At 58.0% G+C, this 17,223-nt stretch carries 16 protein-coding genes; 12 read left to right on the forward strand and 4 right to left on the reverse strand.

Annotation, left to right across the window (positions count from 1 at the left end; genetic code table 11):
- Positions 1-131: 131 nt before the first annotated feature.
- The 6 genes from greA to Q1A00_RS16945 all read left to right on the forward strand — a co-directional run bounded on the left by greA (position 132) and on the right by Q1A00_RS16945 (position 5,259).
- A complete protein-coding gene (greA, locus tag Q1A00_RS16920; protein WP_298402573.1) occupies positions 132-605 on the forward strand; it encodes a transcription elongation factor GreA in 474 nt (157 codons plus the stop codon).
- Between the two features lie 125 nt (positions 606-730).
- Complete coding sequence (gene lysS / locus Q1A00_RS16925) at positions 731-2,203, forward strand: lysine--tRNA ligase (RefSeq protein WP_298402575.1); 1,473 nt, start codon at positions 731-733, stop codon at positions 2,201-2,203.
- 41 nt (positions 2,204-2,244) lie between these two features.
- A complete protein-coding gene (locus tag Q1A00_RS16930; protein WP_298402577.1) occupies positions 2,245-2,460 on the forward strand; it encodes a hypothetical protein in 216 nt (71 codons plus the stop codon).
- Positions 2,461-2,550: 90 nt separating this feature from the next.
- The gene (locus Q1A00_RS16935) at positions 2,551-2,991 is read left to right on the forward strand and encodes a type II toxin-antitoxin system death-on-curing family toxin (RefSeq protein ID WP_298482439.1); all 441 of its coding nucleotides are present in this window, start codon (positions 2,551-2,553) and stop codon (positions 2,989-2,991) included.
- Positions 2,972-3,940, forward strand: a complete 969-nt coding sequence (locus tag Q1A00_RS16940; RefSeq protein ID WP_299757978.1) for an NAD-dependent epimerase/dehydratase family protein — start codon at positions 2,972-2,974, stop codon at positions 3,938-3,940. The genes Q1A00_RS16935 and Q1A00_RS16940 overlap by 20 nt, the downstream gene beginning before the upstream one ends.
- The gene (locus Q1A00_RS16945; RefSeq protein ID WP_298402583.1) at positions 3,937-5,259 is read left to right on the forward strand and encodes a lysophospholipid acyltransferase family protein; all 1,323 of its coding nucleotides are present in this window, start codon (positions 3,937-3,939) and stop codon (positions 5,257-5,259) included. Before Q1A00_RS16940 ends, Q1A00_RS16945 begins: the two co-directional genes overlap by 4 nt.
- 58 nt (positions 5,260-5,317) lie before the next feature.
- Here Q1A00_RS16945 and Q1A00_RS16950 read toward each other — a convergent pair whose 3' ends face one another.
- Together Q1A00_RS16950 and Q1A00_RS16955 are read right to left on the reverse strand one after the other, a co-directional pair.
- The gene (locus tag Q1A00_RS16950) at positions 5,318-6,055 is read right to left on the reverse strand and encodes a response regulator transcription factor (RefSeq protein WP_298402585.1); all 738 of its coding nucleotides are present in this window, start codon (positions 6,053-6,055) and stop codon (positions 5,318-5,320) included.
- Positions 6,037-6,774 carry a nucleoside triphosphate pyrophosphatase gene (locus Q1A00_RS16955; RefSeq protein ID WP_298482441.1) on the reverse strand — a complete coding sequence of 246 codons (738 nt, stop codon included), beginning with the start codon at positions 6,772-6,774 and terminating at the stop codon, positions 6,037-6,039. The genes Q1A00_RS16950 and Q1A00_RS16955 overlap by 19 nt, the downstream gene beginning before the upstream one ends.
- A gap of 441 nt (positions 6,775-7,215) precedes the next feature.
- Between Q1A00_RS16955 and Q1A00_RS16960 the strand changes: the two genes are divergently transcribed.
- The 6 genes from Q1A00_RS16960 (at position 7,216) to Q1A00_RS16985 (ending at position 14,978) form a co-directional block, all read left to right on the forward strand.
- Positions 7,216-9,150, forward strand: coding sequence for an ABC transporter substrate-binding protein (locus Q1A00_RS16960; protein WP_298402589.1), 1,935 nt, complete (start codon positions 7,216-7,218; stop codon positions 9,148-9,150).
- Positions 9,151-9,322: 172 nt separating this feature from the next.
- A complete protein-coding gene (locus Q1A00_RS16965) occupies positions 9,323-10,516 on the forward strand; it encodes an ABC transporter permease (RefSeq protein ID WP_298402591.1) in 1,194 nt (397 codons plus the stop codon).
- 55 nt (positions 10,517-10,571) lie between these two features.
- Positions 10,572-11,564, forward strand: coding sequence for an ABC transporter permease (locus Q1A00_RS16970; protein ID WP_298402593.1), 993 nt, complete (start codon positions 10,572-10,574; stop codon positions 11,562-11,564).
- Positions 11,565-11,601: 37 nt separating this feature from the next.
- Positions 11,602-12,618: an ABC transporter ATP-binding protein gene (locus Q1A00_RS16975; RefSeq protein WP_298402594.1), complete on the forward strand. Its 1,017-nt coding sequence runs from the start codon at positions 11,602-11,604 to the stop codon at positions 12,616-12,618.
- A gap of 57 nt (positions 12,619-12,675) precedes the next feature.
- On the forward strand, positions 12,676-13,674 hold the full coding sequence (locus tag Q1A00_RS16980; protein ID WP_298402595.1) for an ABC transporter ATP-binding protein: 999 nt from the start codon (positions 12,676-12,678) through the stop codon (positions 13,672-13,674).
- 77 nt (positions 13,675-13,751) lie between these two features.
- On the forward strand, positions 13,752-14,978 hold the full coding sequence (locus tag Q1A00_RS16985) for an exonuclease SbcCD subunit D (protein ID WP_298402596.1): 1,227 nt from the start codon (positions 13,752-13,754) through the stop codon (positions 14,976-14,978).
- Positions 14,979-15,073: 95 nt separating this feature from the next.
- Here the strand turns inward: Q1A00_RS16985 and Q1A00_RS16990 are convergent, their stop codons facing one another.
- Together Q1A00_RS16990 and accD are read right to left on the reverse strand one after the other, a co-directional pair.
- A complete protein-coding gene (locus tag Q1A00_RS16990) occupies positions 15,074-15,925 on the reverse strand; it encodes an acetyl-CoA carboxylase carboxyltransferase subunit alpha (protein WP_298402597.1) in 852 nt (283 codons plus the stop codon).
- 18 nt (positions 15,926-15,943) lie between these two features.
- Complete coding sequence (gene accD / locus Q1A00_RS16995) at positions 15,944-16,864, reverse strand: acetyl-CoA carboxylase, carboxyltransferase subunit beta (protein ID WP_298402598.1); 921 nt, start codon at positions 16,862-16,864, stop codon at positions 15,944-15,946.
- Between the last annotated feature and the right edge of the window lie 359 nt (positions 16,865-17,223).

The raw sequence follows: 17,223 nt of genomic DNA on the forward strand, positions 1-17,223 counted from the left end.
TGGCAAGGTATGGGGTAGGCTGCGAAAGCACTCCCAGCCACGACTGAGAGATATGCTCTCAGTTATTCTTTTTATATTGAGATTCCCCGTCCGCCCGGCTGTGCGGAATGGGCAGTGTAGAGGCAGTAGTGATGACAGACAAGCCGACGTACCTGACTCGCGAAGGTCGCGCCCGCCTTGAAGCGGAGCTTGAGTACCTAATGACTGTGGAACGCAAGCAGATCGCTGAGCGGATTGCCGCGGCCAAAGAATTGGGCGACATCTCTGAGAGCGGCGAATACGAAGACGCGAAGAAAGCGCAAGCCTTGCTCGAAGGTCGAATTCGCGAACTTAAGCACCTACTCTCGCGCGCTGAATTGATCGATGAAGATCAGGTGAGCAACGGCGAGGTGCGGGTCGGCTCGTCCGTAACCGTCCGGTTTGAAGACGACGGCTCGGAAGAGACGTGGACGATTGTCGGCAGCGCCGAAGCCAACCCGCGCCAAGGCCGCATCTCGAACGAGTCGCCGCTCGGCGCTGCGCTGCTTGGCAAGCGCGCCCGCAATAAGGTGACGGTGCATACTCCTTCTGGCGTGATGAAATTGACGATCCTTAAGGTGCGTTAGCAGCCATTGTACGCCGGCTGGGCACGGGCGAGGCAGGCCTCGCCCGTGCTGTTTTCCGGTATAATGGGGAGAGGAGCGCCGGTGCTGGCGGAATGCGCCGGTAAAATGGTATCGATTCTTTCAGTATGGAATTAAACGACTTACAAGCCCAACGCGCCGCCAAGCTTGAACAGTTGCGCGCCGCCGGAATTGATCCCTTTCCGCCCCGCTGCTACCGCAGCCATACCATTGGCGCTGCATTGGCTGCGTTTGATGAATTGGCCGCTGCCGAAACGGTGATTACTCTCGCCGGGCGCATCATCGGCGCGCGACGAGTCATGGGCAAGATCGCTTTTGCCCATATTGAAGATGGGAGTGGCGAAATCCAACTCTGGCTCAGCCGGGCTGACATCGGCGATGAGTGGTTCGAGCGGTTTCGCGATCAGCTCGACACGTTTGATATCGTCCAAGCGACCGGTACGCTCCGCCGCACGAAAACCGGCGAGCGATCGCTGTTTGTGCGTGAGTTGGCGGTTCTGGCAAAGACGATTAACCCGCCACCGGAAAAGTGGGCCGGTCTGCAAGATGTGGAAGAGCGCCATCGTCAACGCTACCTTGACCTGATTGTGAATCGTGAGCGGCGCGATATTTTTCGCGCCCGCGCCTGCATAATCAGTACGATGCGCCGTGTGCTTGACGAACGCGGCTTTCTTGAAGTAGAGACGCCGGTCTTGCAGCCGCTCTACGGCGGCGCTGCCGCGCGTCCGTTTGTTACCTATCACAATGCGCTCGGCCAGAATCTCTATCTGCGCATCGCGACTGAGCTCTATCTCAAGCGGTTGATTGTCGGCGGCTTCCCCGGCGTCTACGAGATCGGCAAAAACTTCCGCAACGAGGGGGTTGATCGCTCGCACAACCCCGAGTTTACGATGATGGAGTGCTATCAGGCGTATGCCGATTATCACGCTATGATGGCGCTGGTCGAAGAGATGCTGGATGAGATTTGCTATGCGGTGCATGGTACGACCACGATCACCTATCAGGGCCGCGAGCTTGAGTTTCGCCCGCCGTGGCCACGCCTTGCAATGGCTGATGCGATCGCCGAACGCACCGGGATCGATATTACTCAGCATCCGGATCTGGCCTCGCTGCACGCGGCAATCGCTGATCGCGGCTTGCGCGTGGATCGCAAGGCATCGTGGGCTAAGCAGGTTGATGAACTCTTCTCTGAATTCGTTCAACCCCATCTCTTCCAACCCACGTTTATCATTGACTATCCGGTGGCGATGTCACCGCTGGCCAAGCGCATTCCCGGCCGGCCCGATTTCACCGAACGGTTTGAAGCCTTTATCGCCGGGATGGAGATCGGCAACGCCTTCACCGAGCTGAACGATCCGTTTGATCAGGAAGAACGCTTCCGCGAGCAGTTGCGCGCTTTCGCCGCCGGCGATGAAGAGGCGCACCAGATGGACGAAGACTTTATCAATGCGCTGCGCTATGGCATGCCCCCCACCGGCGGCCTTGGCATCGGGATTGACCGGCTGGTGATGGTGCTGACTGACCAGCCGACGATTCGTGAAGTGATCCTTTTCCCGCATTTGCGGGAACGATCCGATTGAGTGAGCGGTGCTGGCAAACCGTAACCGGAAAGGAGGCGCGTATGCCCCGCTCGTTTACGGTCGAGCGTGAGAGTTTGCCGGCGGTAGTGCAACGCTGGATCGAGGCGATTGGCCTCGGCGAAGAAGAGGTGATCGAATTGGTCTTTACCGAACGCGAGTTGCTGATCCGCCGGCCTATGAGTCCACATTTGCGCGCTTGGGCCGAGGCGGTGTGCGATCAGTACGATCGGGCCTTCCGGCAGATTGTCGGTATCTGAGGGTGTAGCGATTGATGCGGCAGAACGGCATCATTGCGCCGGGCCAGTTTGGATCGGCGCTAGCCGCGTCAATCAGCGCAGGACGATGGGATGAGCGCTATGTTGGACGAAGAAGCGACCCCGATCGTCTATCTTACTCAAGACGATGTGCTCGATTTACATACCTTTGTGATCGAGCGATATGGCGGTTTGCTCGGTATCAAAAGCCAAGATCGGTTGCAGATGGTGTTGCATGCGCCGCGTCAGATCCTCTTTGGGGCGGAACTCTACCCCGATCTGTGCAGTAAGGCCGCAGTGCTCACCTTTATGCTTGTGAAGCACCATCCGTTCAATTCGGCCAATGAAGCGACAGCCTTTGTCAGTTTGTTGCGCTTCCTCGCCCTGAATGGCGCGAGTTTGCGGCCCGAAGTCGGGCCTGATGAGATTGGCTGGGTGTTCCACGCGTTGAGTCACGGTGATATGGATCGGGAAGAGCTTGAGCGCTGGCTGCGCGAGAATGTGGAATGTTGCCATGACGCGGGTGCTGATTAATGGCTCGACTGGAATGTTATGCGTGCGGGCAGCGCAATTGCTGAGCCAGCAGCATGAGGTGATTGTGCTGGGCCGACGACCGCCCGAAGGGCCTATCGGGCACGCCGATTGGCTTGTGGCCCGCCTTGATCGCAAGCAGATGCTCGAATTGCTGCGCACTGAGCACATTGAGACCGTGATCCATCTTGATCTGCTCGGTTTTGATGGGCCATTGCCCGATCACGAGACGACCGTGCAGCAGAATGTGATCGGGACAATGGAGCTGCTTGGCGCTTGCCGGGCAGCAGGGGTGCGCCATGTTATGGTGCGCAGCCACGGCTGGATCTATGGCGCTAGCCCGCTCAATCCGCTCTTGATCACCGAAGAACGCCCCATCAAGACGATCCATAGCCGTGGTCTGTTGCGCACCCTCGGCGAAGTCGAGCAAGTCGTGGCCGATTTTGCCGCGCGCCATCCCCAGATAACGGTGACAGTGTTACGCTATGCGCCGTTGCTAAGCCAAGATGGCCCAGTGATGAAGTATCTGCGCTCGCCATCACCCCAGTTGCTGTTTGGCTTCGATCCCATGATCCAGTTGCTGCACGTCGATGATGCCGCTTACGCCATGGTCGCCGCTGTGAACCAACCGGTCGGGGGGGCGTTTAATCTCGCGCCTGAACAGCCAATGCCGCTGAGCCAAGTGATCCGGCGGTTAGGGAAGCAACCAACAGCGACCATAGGACCGCTGTTCGATAATCAACCGCCGCCGGGCTGGCCATTTGAGGTTGACTACTTGCGCTACCACTGCACTATCGATCCGCAACGCGCTTGCCGTCAGTTGGGATGGGCGGCGAAGTATGATATGGTAACCGCGCTTGACACCCTCAAGCCGCTGTCACCGGAAGAAGAATACGCCGCAGCTTCGCGCGCGTTGAACGAGTTTCTCAACCGCAGGAGACGGGTAGAATGAACGACGAGCCGGTTACTCCGCCAACCAGCGATCCGGGAGAGCCACGCCGTCCCCGCCGGGGCCGCGCGCGATCGGTGGCGGTTGAGATGGAAATCGAGACACCGCCACCCACCGGCACTCCGCCTGAGCACGCAGCGTCCACCGATCCGGTCGAAACGCCACCCATCAGCGCTCCGCATGAGCATGCAACTCCCGCCGATCCGGTTGATCCGGCACCAACGGCGATCGGATGGGATGAGTCGACCTCCTCACGCCGTTCGGCTGAACAGTTATTTGAGGTCGAGATTGATATTCGCCAGCAGAGCGAACAGCAATCCGGCTCGCAAGCCGCCCTTGGCAATTTCGCCGCCGGCGTGGTACGGTTGATTGGCGAGAATCTCCAGCGCATGACCAATGAACAGGTCGAGCGGGTCAATAGTCTGTTACAGGGGGTTGACCTGCGCGATTACCTCGATCCCGATTTTTGGAAGGGGATCGGGATGGTGCTGCGGTATCAGATTGACGAACAGATCAACTTTATTCAGCGCCGGCAGCGGGGCGAGTACACAACCGATCCCTTCGGCATGGATCGCGAGATTATCGAGATCGCTCGGCCATTTCTCTCGTTTATGTACCATACGTGGTGGCGGGTACAGGCCAGCGGGCTGGAGCATGTGCCGGCTGCAGGTCGGGCGTTGTTGGTCGCTAACCACAGCGGCGTATTGCCGTGGGATGGAGCGATGATCGCGACCGCTGTCGTTTATGACCATCCAGCCCAAAACGAGCGAATTGTGCGCTCGCTCCACCTGCACTGGTTCACGACCCTGCCAGTGATTGCGCCAACGCTCGCCGCATTAGGTCAAGTACCCGGCATTCCAGAAAATGCCATTCGCCTACTCGAGCACGATGAGCTGGTATGTGTCTTTCCCGAAGGGTTAAAGGGGGTAGGTAAGCTCTTCAAAGATCGCTACAAGCTGGCCCGCTTTGGCCGCGGCGGCTTTGTGCAAGCCGCGCTCCGCACCCAAGCGCCGATTGTGCCGGTCGCCGTAGTCGGCGCAGAAGAGATCTATCCGATGTTTGCCAATGCCGAAGGGATCGCCAAACTGCTCGGTTTCCCCTACTTTCCGCTCACCCCATTCTTTCCGTGGTTCGGCTTGCTGGGCGTCATTCCGCTGCCAACGCGCTGGTCGATTACCTTCTGCCCGCCGATCGATACAACCAGCTACGGCCCCGATGCTGCCAATGATCCGATCACAGTGCTGGAACTGTCGGAACAGGTGCGCGAGACGATTCAAAATACTATCAATCAGAAATTAGCCGAGCGGACGTCGGTGTTCTAATGCGGTTTGACGAGGCAGCGGCGCCCGGTATGGATGCCACCCATATTTGCAAGCCGATTTACGCTTCTGGTTCACCCGGCTGAATGTTTTGCGGCGTCTCGATCCAGCCGCGGCGCAGGGCGAAGATCACCGCCTGCGTGCGGTCATTGAGCGACAATTTGCGCAAAATCGACGAAATATGATTCTTGACCGTCTGGGTGCTAATGCCTAATTCATCGGCAATCGCCTTGTTGCTGCTGCCGGCAGCGATGCGCTCCAGCACCTCGATCTCGCGTTCGCTTAGCGGCGTAAAAATTTGCAAGCCAAGATCTTCGGCAACCATCTGCACTTCGGGCAGACTGCGAAACTGCGAGAGGATCCGGCTAGCGACACGCGGCTCTTCGGTTAAGACATCATTAATCACATACTCGCCGCGCGCCACACGCCGCAGGATATCGGCCAAAGCGGCCGGCTTGATATCTTTCGAGCGGTAAGCGGCAGCGCCGGCGCGCAAAGCGTTAAACGCCGCTTCATCGCTCTCGTGCATGCTCAGCATCACGACGGCAATACTAGCGTACTGACGGCGCACCTGCCGGGTCAATTCCAAACCGCTCATGCCCGGCAGATTGAGATCGACCAGCATTACATTTGGTTCGAGATTGGGGTCAACTTGCGCCAGCCAGCGCAACGCCTCTTCACCATTACCCGCTTCACCTACAATCTGGATGCCCGGTTCGTGGGATAACGCCCAGCGCACCCCCTGTCGGAACAGCGGATGGTCATCCACGATCAACAATTTTACGGTTGGGTTGGCCATGGCGCCGGTTCCTTTCCCTGACTGCGCAGCCATCTGAGATATGCTTCAACCGGCTCAACGGGCACTTCCATCCCGGCAGCGCGGAGCAGGCGCGCCACTGCCGGCAGCGGTAATCCTACCACATTGGTATAGCTGCCTTCAATTGAGTCAATCAATGCCGCGCCACCGCTTTGTAAACCATAACCGCCAGCTTTATCCAGTGACTCGCCGAGGGCTACGTAGGCAGTGATCTCGTCATCATTCAGCGCGCGGAAACGCACCCGACTGGCAACAAGGTCAAACAAGATCTGCCGCCCAGCATACACCACCCCGCTACAATCGGCTGCTTGGGGCAACAAGAGGCACAAACCGGTCAGAACCGTGTGCGCGCGCCCGGCCAAGCGCCGGATCATTGCACAGGCATGGTCTTCGTCACGCGGTTTGCCCAACACCATCCCGTCAATCACCACTTCGGTATCGGCCGCCAGCACGATCGCATCAGGATGACGCCGGCCAATATCAGCCGCTTTGCGCCAAGCAACGAGTGTGGGATGCGCATCGATTGGCAAGAGTTCCGGCAACGGCGGCAAAGCCGCCACTAGATCAGCCGGTGCCGGCACAGGATGATCTTCAGCCGGGCTAGCTAGACACGTATATTCCACGCCAAGGTAGGCGAGCAACTCGCGCCGGCGGGGTGAGGCAGAAGCAAGAATGAGCGGGTGAGACGACGAGGCGGGCATACCAATCCTGATATCGCTATCCTTTGAGCCGTCAGCGCCTCGATCATAACATGGCCAGCGGTGTCGCGCAAGATTGCGCGAAAGAAGAGCATGCACTAGCGCCGTTCGTTGGTTGGTTACCAATTCGTTGATAAAGTTGACAGTCGCTTACAGAACCGTTATAATCCCGCCTAACGATGTACAGTTTCTTACCAACACCTGTCGATCGTCGCCGCACCTCGCCTCATGCTATTCTGGTCCACGTATGCTGGCTTACATAGCCTTCGCTCGTACATCAGCCGCGGGCTGATATGATTATCGGACAAATGGCGTGGAGGATGGAGAAAGGAGGTGATGCGGCGAAGAATGAACGCAATGGCGCGGCCGTTCGATAGCGATGCTTGGCAAGAGATTGGAAATCGTTCGTTCCGTTGCCCTCAGATTTAAGGAGGACACAGACAGATGGCTAGCTTTACCAAGCGAATCGTTGCCGTCGCGATGGTGATGGCGATGATAGTTCCGATGCTGGCGGCTTGTGGCGGCACTGCCCAGCCGCAGGTCATCCGCGAGACGGTGGTAGTCTTGCAGACGGCCGAGCCGGTGCGCGAGACAGTCCGTGAGACGGTCGTCGTGACCGAGGAGGTCAAGGCTGAGCAGTACACCACCCCGCACCCGATTCTGAGCGATGTGCGCGTGCGACAGGCGATTGCCTACTGCACCAATCGCCCCGAGCTGATTCAGTCGGTTTATCCTTACCTGACGCCCGAGCAGCAGCAGGAGCTGTTGATGGACACCTTCCTGCCGAAGGCACACTGGGCGGCGGCGAAGGAGAACATCACGGTCTACCCGTTTGACCCCGACAAAGGCAAGGCCCTGCTCGAGGAAGCCGGCTGGACGGGCAGCCCGATCCGCACCAATGCTAACGGCGAACCGCTGGCATTGAGCTTCACCACCACCAATGCCCAATTCCGCCAGACGTGGTCGGCTGTCTTCATTCGCCAGATGGCGGCGTGTGGTATTCAGGTTATTCCAACCTACGCTCCAGCCTCGTGGTGGTTCGGCAGCAGCACCGGCCTACGCCGCCGCGACTTTGAGCTAGGCGCCTTCGCGTGGGTTGGTCAAGCCGATCCGGGTGGTCAGACACTGTACTCTTGCAACCAGATTCCGCTGGCTTCTAATAACTGGAACGGCCAGAACTACATGGGCTGGTGCAATGAGCGGGCAAGCCGTGCGATTATCGCCGCGAACAACACGCTCGACCGCGCCGAGCGCATCCGCCAGTACGCAATCGTGCAAGAAGAGTTCACCAAAGACATGGTGAGCCTGCCGCTCTTCAACCGGCTTGAGGCGTATGCCGCCAGCAAACGGCTGGTGAACTTCAAGCCGAATCCGACCGAGTACTACACTGCCAATGCTGATGAGTGGGAGCTGTCTGATGGCGGCGACACCATTGTGCTCGGCTTCACCCAAGAGCCGCAGACGATGTGGAGCTTGATCGAGAGCGCAGCGGTGCAGCGTGTCGCGGTGAACCTGCTTGGCGTGCCGTCGACCACCTCTTACGATTATGACTACCAGCCGGTGGGTCTCGATGGTCTCTCGACGATCGAGAACGGCCGCGCTACTAACGTCGATGTCGAAGTCAAAGAGGGTGATATTGTCTGGACGACCGATGGTGAAGCGAAGCCGTTGGCGCCCGGCATTGAGATCACGACTGCCGATGGCGAGACGATCACGTATCAGGGCGGCACGGTCAAGATGAAGCAATTGACCGTCACTGACAAGTGGATTTCGGGCATCACGTGGGAAGACGGTGAGCCGCTCAAGAAAGCTGACTTCGAACTTGCCTACAAGATCAACTGTGATCCGAAGTCGGGTGCTACGTCGCTGACCTTCTGCGAGTCGATCGCTAAGGTTGACTTCATCAGCGACACCGAGTACACCGTCACCTTCCACCCCGGTGTGCAGTGGCCGACCTACTTCACCGGTTCGTTGGGCTACTACCCGTCGCATCAGGTGTTGAGTGACGGCCGCAAGCTGGCAGATGTGCCGGCGGAAGAGTGGCAGACCCTGCCCGAGATTATCGAGCGACCGCTAAGCACTGGCCCCTATGTCCTCAAGGAGTGGGCCAAGGGCCAGAGCATGACGTTTGAGGCCAACCCCAATTACTACAAGGGCGAGGTCAAGATCAAGCGGGTGATCATCAAGTTCATCGCCGATACTAATCAGGCGGTGGCCCAGTTGCTGACCGGCGAAGTTGACGTGCTAGGCAGCGAGACGTTAGGTGCCGGCGCTGAAGTGCAGACCGTGATCGAGGCCGGTAACCGCGGCGAGATCCAAGCCTTCGTGGTGCCCAGCCCGACGTGGGAGCACATCGACATGAACCTCTTCACCAAGTAAGCGATTGAATTGGCCGGTAACCGGCACGGCGATGGGCAGATCGTTGCCCATCGCCGCGCCTGCTCTATGGGTGAACACAACGGCGCAATGCGACTAACGAGAGCTGCTTGACAATCGTGACCTCGCGCAGCCGGCCACGATCGATCGTTCCCCAACGTTCAGGAGTATTACTATGGCAGGTTATCTTGCCCGCCGCTTTATGCAAATGTTCTTGGTGGCACTAGTAGCGGCAATTTGCGCCTATGGCATGTTGTATTTGGTGCCCGGCGGGCCGATTGATCAATTGCTGGCCGAACGACAAAATGCCGGGCCAAATCGAATTACAGAAGCAGATATTCGCCGCGTGCGCGAGCGATTTGAATTGGATATCTATTTGCCCTTCCGTTTTACTCGTTGGCTTATCGGCTGGCCAGCGGGGCCACTGCCCGGCGGTATTGGAGCCAATTGGCAGATTGGGTGTGCTGTGCCCGGCCAAGTGCGTCTGCGTTACCCGGATGGACGGGTGGAGGTACGCGAAGAGGGGTGTGAGGTGCCGGTAACGATGGCTGACCTTGAAGGGCGCAAGGTGAGTCGTGGGATCGTCTTTGGTGATTTTGGTACATCGCAGGTTATGCTGCGCGGACGGCCGGTTGCGGATCTGATTATGACCCGTTTGCCCTATACGCTTTACCTGATGGGGGCATCGATCTTGCTCTCGATCCTCATTGCGGTACCGATTGGCGTTTACTCAGCGGTACGCCAATACTCGCGCTTTGACTATGTGATGACGACACTGGCCTTCATTGGCGCATCACTTCCAAGCTTTGTGTTTGGCATCTTCGCGATCTTGCTCTTCTCGGTGTTAGCTAAGAACGCTGGATTGCCCTACCTCCCCCCCGGTGATGCAGTAGGAGTACGTGATTATACAATCCCGCTGATCGGCACTGTGCAAGCCGGATCATTTCTTGATCGATTTTTACGCTTCCTGATGCCGTGTGGCGTATTAACCTTTATCAATATCGCCGGCTGGAGCCGCTTCGTGCGTGGGAGTATGCTTGAGGTGCTGAGCCTCGATTATGTGCGCACGGCAAGGGCGAAAGGCGTTGCTGAGCGGGTGGTGATTCTGAAGCACGCCCTGCGCAATTCACTCATCCCGTTTGTCACCTTGTTGGCCGGCATTCTGGTTGCGCTCTTCAGCGGTGCGCTGATCACCGAGACCGTATTTAACTGGCCGGGAATTGGGCGCCTGTTTATCGATGCCCTTGGCCGCAATGATTATAATGTGGTGATGGCGTTGTTGATCATCAACGTCGTTTTGTTGTTGATTGGCATTTTGATCACCGACATCTTGTATACGGTGGTCGATCCGCGCATTCGCTTGACCTAATGATGTTTTGCCGGCGCTATCGCCGGTAATCAAGACGTTCACGAGGAGAAGTTGCATGGCCACTAGCACGACTGCCGTGCCACTTGAAGAGGCTGCACCCCGACGATCGGAAGGGCAGTGGGCAATTGTCTTCCGGCGCTTTCGCCGCCACCGGCTAGCGATGTTTTGTGTCGGGTTGCTTGCCGTTTTACTGTTGCTATCGGCGGCAGCTCCATTGATTGCGCCTTACGAGCGTGATGAGCCAAATCTTACCGGGCGCTTTCTCACACCGATGGGCCGCGATGCCGATGACGGTTTGCATATTCTCGGCACCGATCACCTTGGTCGCGATTATGCCACTCGTTTACTATACGCTTCGCGCGTGTCACTCGGTACAGCGTTTACCGCAACGCTCATTGCCTCAACAATTGGCATTTTGTTGGGAATGCTAGCCGGATATTTTGGCGGCTGGGTTGATACGATTATCAGTCGCTTTCTAGAAATTGTTGCTACATTTCCGACACTCTTACTACTACTCATTTTGTCGTCTATTTTGGTACAAAATATCAATGCAGTCCCACTACCAGCGGGGGGGGCCTCGTTCCTTGCTTTTCTCTTCGCAGTGTCAGAACGTGAGGCGCGCATTATTTTCGCCGTGATTCTGGTGCTCGCCTTTTTTGGTTGGACCGGCACGGCCCGGCTAATGCGCGGCATGGTGCTCTCGGTGCGCGAGAATGTCTACATCGAGTCGGCCCGCGCTCTCGGCGCGAGCAATGCGCGCATTCTATTTCGCCATGTCTTCCCCAATGCCCTACCGCCAATGATCGTCGATTTTACCCTCGGCGTGAACGGCACGCTGGTCGCCGAGTCGGCGCTAAGCTTCCTTGGCTTCGGCATTCAAGACCCAACGCCAACGTGGGGCAATATGTTGGACTATGCCCAAAGCTATATGTTCCAGTACCCGTGGATGCCGCTCATTCCGGCGATGCCGATCTTGATCGCATCGATTGCGATTAACTATATTGGTGATGGTCTGCGTGACGCGCTCGATCCGCGCCAGCGCGGCTAAGCAACGGGCACGCCCAAGATAATGATACGGAGTACCTGTGGCAACCGAGTCTCGTGTTGTAGCGGGCGCAGCGCGCCCAACCGGCCGGCGTGGCGCTGAACTGCTGCGCGTGGAAGGTTTGAAAACCTATTTCTTTACCGAAGATGGCATCGTGCAAGCGGTCGATGGGGTAGATTTTACCTTGCGCCGCGGCGAAACCCTCGGCATCGTCGGTGAGTCGGGGTCAGGAAAGAGCGTGACCTCGCTTTCGATTATGCGCTTAGTAAGCCCGCCCGGCCGGATTGTCGAAGGCAAGATTATCTTCGACGGAGTTAATCTGCTCGACCTTGACTCCGAAGAGATGCGCAAGATCCGCGGCGACCGGATTGCAATGATTTTCCAGCAGCCGACCACAGCGCTCAATCCGGTCTTCCGGGTGGGTGACCAGATTATCGAGACACTCGAAATCCATCAGGGTCTCAAGGGCGAAGAGGCGCAAAAACGCTGTATCGAGCTGCTGTCGATGGTGGGGTTACCCGACCCGCAGCGACGGATGCGCCAGTATCCTCATGAGCTATCGGGTGGGCAATGCCAGCGCGTGATGATCGCGATGGCCCTAGCCTGCAACCCTGAATTACTGATCGCTGACGAGCCGACCACCGCGCTTGATGTGACGATTCAGGCCCAGATCCTTGACCTGATGCGCGAACTGCGCGAGAAGATCGAGACGGCGATTATGCTGATTACGCACGATATGGGCGTGATCGCCGAGATGGCCGATAGTGTGGTGGTAATGTACGCTGGGCAAGTGGTTGAATACGCTGATGTGCAGTCGCTGTTTAGCGATCCCAAGCACCCCTACACCCGCGGCCTGCTCAACTCGATGCCGATACTTGGCGATGAACGCGAGGAGTTGGAGGTCATTCCCGGTACGGTGCCGAGCTTGATCAATCCGCCTAAAGGGTGCCGTTTCGCATCGCGGTGCAGCAAACGGTTTGAGAAATGCGACCAGCCGCCGCCGATGATCGAGCTAGGCGCAAACCGGCGCGTGCGGTGCTGGCTGTATAAAGATTGACGCCAAGACGCCGTCCAGCACAACGTCTTGGTTATGACGATACGATGGAGCGAGACCATGACTACTCCGGTGGTGCAACCGGCAGATGATATCCTGCTTGAGGTGCGTAATCTCAAGAAATACTTCCCGATCAAAGGCGGTTTTTTGCGCCGCACCATCGCTGAGGTGCGCGCAGTTGATGATGTCAGCTTTACCGTCAAGCGCGGCGAAACGCTCGGGCTGGTGGGTGAGAGCGGCTGTGGCAAGACAACTACTGGGCGCACGGTGTTGCGGCTCGAACGAGCAACGGCGGGTGAGGTCATCTTTGAAGGCCAAGATGTGATGCGGGCTAACGGTCGAACGATGAAAGCGCTGCGCCGCGATATGCAGATTATCTTCCAAGACCCTTACGCTTCGCTTGACCCGCGCATTACGATTGGCGAGAGTGTGGCCGAAGGGTTGGTCATTCACGGCATCGGCACACCGGCTGAACGGCGCGAGCGCGTGCGGGAAGTGCTGGCGAAAGTCGGTTTGAGCGCCTCGCATATGACCCGCTTCCCCCACGAATTTTCGGGTGGCCAGCGCCAGCGCATCGGCATTGCCCGCGCGCTGATCATGGAACCAAAGCTGATCGTCTGTGATGAACCGGTTTCGGCCCTCGATGTATCGATCCAATCGCAGGTGCTCAATTTGCTGCGCTCCCTCCAGCGTGAGTTCGGCCTGACGTACCTCTTCATCGCCCACAATCTGGCCGTGGTTGAGCACATCTCTGATCGGGTAGGGGTGATGTATCTGGGGAAAGTGGTCGAATTAACGACCAGCGCCGAACTGTTCCGCGAGCCGCTACACCCCTATACCAAAGCGCTCATCTCGGCGATCCCGCATCCCAATCCGATGGTGAAGCGCGAGCGGATCGTGTTGCAGGGAGATGTGCCGAGCCCGATCAATCCGCCAAGCGGCTGCCGCTTTCACCCGCGCTGCTGGATCGCCAAGAGCATCTGCAAAGAGCAGGAGCCGGCGTTTGAAGAGAAGCGCAAAGGCCACTGGGTCGCCTGCCATTTCGCTGGCCAGTTTTAGAGGGTAGCGACAGGTCAGAGCACAATGTCAGGAACGACGCAGTGAGTCACTCTCACCCAACGCATGGAGTGATCACGATGATCCGCATGCTCCATCTCGCCGATCTGCACCTCGGCGTCGAAAACTACGGCGCACTTGATCCGCGCCGCGGGCTGCACTCGCGCCTAATCGACTATCTCGACCGGCTTGATGAAGCGATAAGTATAGGCCTCGATCACCAGATCGATCTCTGCCTCATTGCGGGAGATATCTACAAAAACCGCACCCCCAACCCGACAGTCCAACGCGAATTTGCCACCCGCATCCGGCGATTGCGCGAGGCAGGTGTCGCGGTGGTCATTCTCACCGGTAACCATGATATTTCGCCAGCGCAAGGCAAAGCGCACTCGGTCGAGATCTTTGCCACGCTGGCGCTCGACGGGGTGACGGTAGCCGACCGGCTGCGCCGACACCGGATTATCACCCGCAACGGCGAGGTGCAATTGATTGCCGTGCCGTGGGTAACGCGCCAAATGTTGCTGGCCCGCGAAGAAATGGCCGGTGCGTCGTTTGCAACGATCGAGGACGAATTGAGCCGCCGGTTGGCCGATTTTATTGAGCATGCGGTAGCTCAACGCGACCCCAACCTGCCTACCATCATTGCCTTTCACGGAACGGTGGAAGGCGCCCAGTTGGGTTCAGAACGAGCTATGCTTCTTGGCCGTGATCTAAGCCTGCCGCGCTCGGCGTTAACCCATCCCGGCGTCGATTATGTCGCGTTGGGCCATATTCACCGCCATCAAGCGTTAGGTGAACAGCCGCCGATCGTCTATCCCGGCAGTATCGAACGGATCGATTTTGGCGAGCGCGACGAACCAAAAGGCTGTGTCTTCGTGGAATTAGCGCCGGGCCAAGCGCGCTGGCGCTTTGTGCCGTTAAACGCGCGTCCGTTTGTCAGCATTGAACGTGATCTTCGTCGGAGCAGTGATCCGGCGGCAGCATTACGGACGGCGATCGAGCGTCACGATGTGCGTGATGCGGTGGTGCGCGTCGAAGTGCAGCTTGGGCGCGAGCAGACCCCACTGCTCCGCGAAGAGCAAGTGCGGACGTGGCTCCATGAAGCCGGCGCAGCCGTAATTGCCGCCATTGTATTTGATGTGGAACGACCGGTGCGCCAACGCTTTGCCGGGGTTGCGGAAGCGTTGCGAGAGGGATTGACGCCACGGCAAGCGCTCGAACTGTACCTCAAAAGCAAGAATACGCCGCCACAACGGATCGCGCAATTGTTGGCGGCAGCAGATGAGCTGATTGGGGAAGCCGGATAACGGCACCCGATCGCGTGGGGAAAGAGTGCAGGGACAACGTGCTGCGTTGTCCCTGCCCCGATCGTTAGGCAGACGAGCCGAAGCTGTCCTCAGGGTCATGATCGGCGGGCAAAGAAATCCATCTGCTGCTCTTGATACTGGCCCATTGAGCGATACTTTTGGTACCGTTCACGCAGCAGCGTATCAAGATCACGCTGCTGCAGATCGGCCAGATGGAAGCGGAGCCGCTCACCAACCGCAGCGATAGCAGCAAGACGGTCAGTATGAGCACCGCCGGGAGGTTCGGGAATCACCTCATCGATAATGCGCAACTCGAAGAGATCGGCGGCAGTCAGCTTAAGGGCCTTGGCAGCCTCAGGCGCCTTTGCGGCATCGCGCCAGAGGATGGAAGCGGCCGCTTCGGGTGGGGCAACAGAATAGATCGAATTCTCTTGCATCAGAATGCGATCGGCGACACTGATCGCCAACGCGCCACCACTGCCGCCCTCGCCAATGACGACGGCCACGCTCGGCACGCGCAACGTCGTCATCAGCATAATGCTTTCGGCAATCGCATTGGCTTGCCCGCGCTCTTCCGAACTCTTGGTCGGATCGGCGGCGGGGGTATCAACAAAACAAATCACCGGCAAACCAAACTTCTCAGCGTGGCGCATCAACCGCTGCGCCTTGCGGTAGCCTTCTGGGTGAGGCATACCGAAATTGCGCCGCATATTCTCGCGGGTATCGTTACCCTTCTGGTGGCCGATCACCATCACCGTCTGGCCGGCAAACGTTGCCATCCCGCCGACCATCGCCGGATCATCACCGAACCGCCGATCGCCGTGCAATTCGACAAAATCCTCGCAGAGAGCAGCGATATAATCGAGGGTATGCGGACGCTGAGGATGGCGCGCCAACTGCACGCGATCCCACGGAGTCATCGTTTGTTGTGGAGGAGTCTCTTCCATACCGTGCCTCGCGTGATCTTACATAATCGGCTGCGGGAGAGTAGCGCGGCGCGCCGCGAGCTGATCGGTCCTAGCTGCCGGAGCTGGCCGCTGTTGGTAGAGCTTAAGCAGGCGAGCCAGCATATCGCGCATCTCACTGCGCGGCACCACCATATCAATCATCCCGTGTTCGAGCATAAACTCAGCCGTCTGGAAACCAGCAGGCAACTTCTGGCGCATAATCTGCTCGATCAGGCGTTTGCCAGCAAAACCGATATTAGCGCCCGGTTCAGCGATAATAACATCGGCCACCGACGGATAGGAAGCGGTCACACCACCGTAGCATGGGTCAACCAACAGAGCGATATGAGGTTGGCCGGCAGCCGCCAAGCGGGTCAACGCCATCGTCACCTTAGCCATCTGCATCAAGCCGATCACACCCTCTTGCTGGCGCGCGCCGCCTGACGTATTAATCGTCAACAACGGCACCCCCAGCTCAGCGGCGCGCTCGGCGGCGCGGGCCATCTTCTCGCCGTAGACGCTGCCCATCGACGCTCCCATAAACGAGAAATCACCTACGGCGACACACAGTTGCACACCACTGATCGCACCGACACCAGAAATCACGGCATCAGCCATACCAGTACGTTGCTGGGCTTTGGCCAATTTGGCGGCATAGCTTTCATCAGCAGCGACAAAACCGAGCGGGTCGGTCGGCAACAGGTTGGCATCCATCTCGCGAAACGATCCGACATCGAGCAGACCGAGCCACTCGTGGGCGCTGAGGCGCATATGATGACCGCACTTCGGGCAGACTTTGAGATTGTCGTTGAGCTGTTTCTTGTAAATCAGCTCGCGACATTCGCTGCACTTTACCCACAGATCGTCCGGGATTTGGGCATTGTCTTGATCATCGGGCCCGGTAAACCCTTTTCGGCTGAGGCGGAAGAACTCTTTCACTGTTCCCTACGCTTTCACTTGGCGCATATGCGCGCGTCTGCTGGTGATTTTATTCACAGTGGCGTTATTGCCATATATTATAGCATGAGCTGCAAAGAGGGTGTACCTGCGAGATCTCATTAACATTGCGTGATCGTACTGGACCGAAACACGAGTGAAACAAAAGCGTTTTCGCTGACTAGAAAAGCAAAAAAGGGCTACGCATCTCCGGCGACTCGAGCCGCTTGACAAATCGGGCAAGAGTTGCTATACTCCCCATCGTCAATCGCATCGCGGTTGACACGGAGGACGGCCCACGTGGCACGCTCCGCACCAAATGGCCCGTCGTCATCCGGCGCAGCGCATCTTGCCTGCTCCGC

Source organism: uncultured Chloroflexus sp., assembly GCF_938091255.1.
Lineage (GTDB): Bacteria > Chloroflexota > Chloroflexia > Chloroflexales > Chloroflexaceae > Chloroflexus.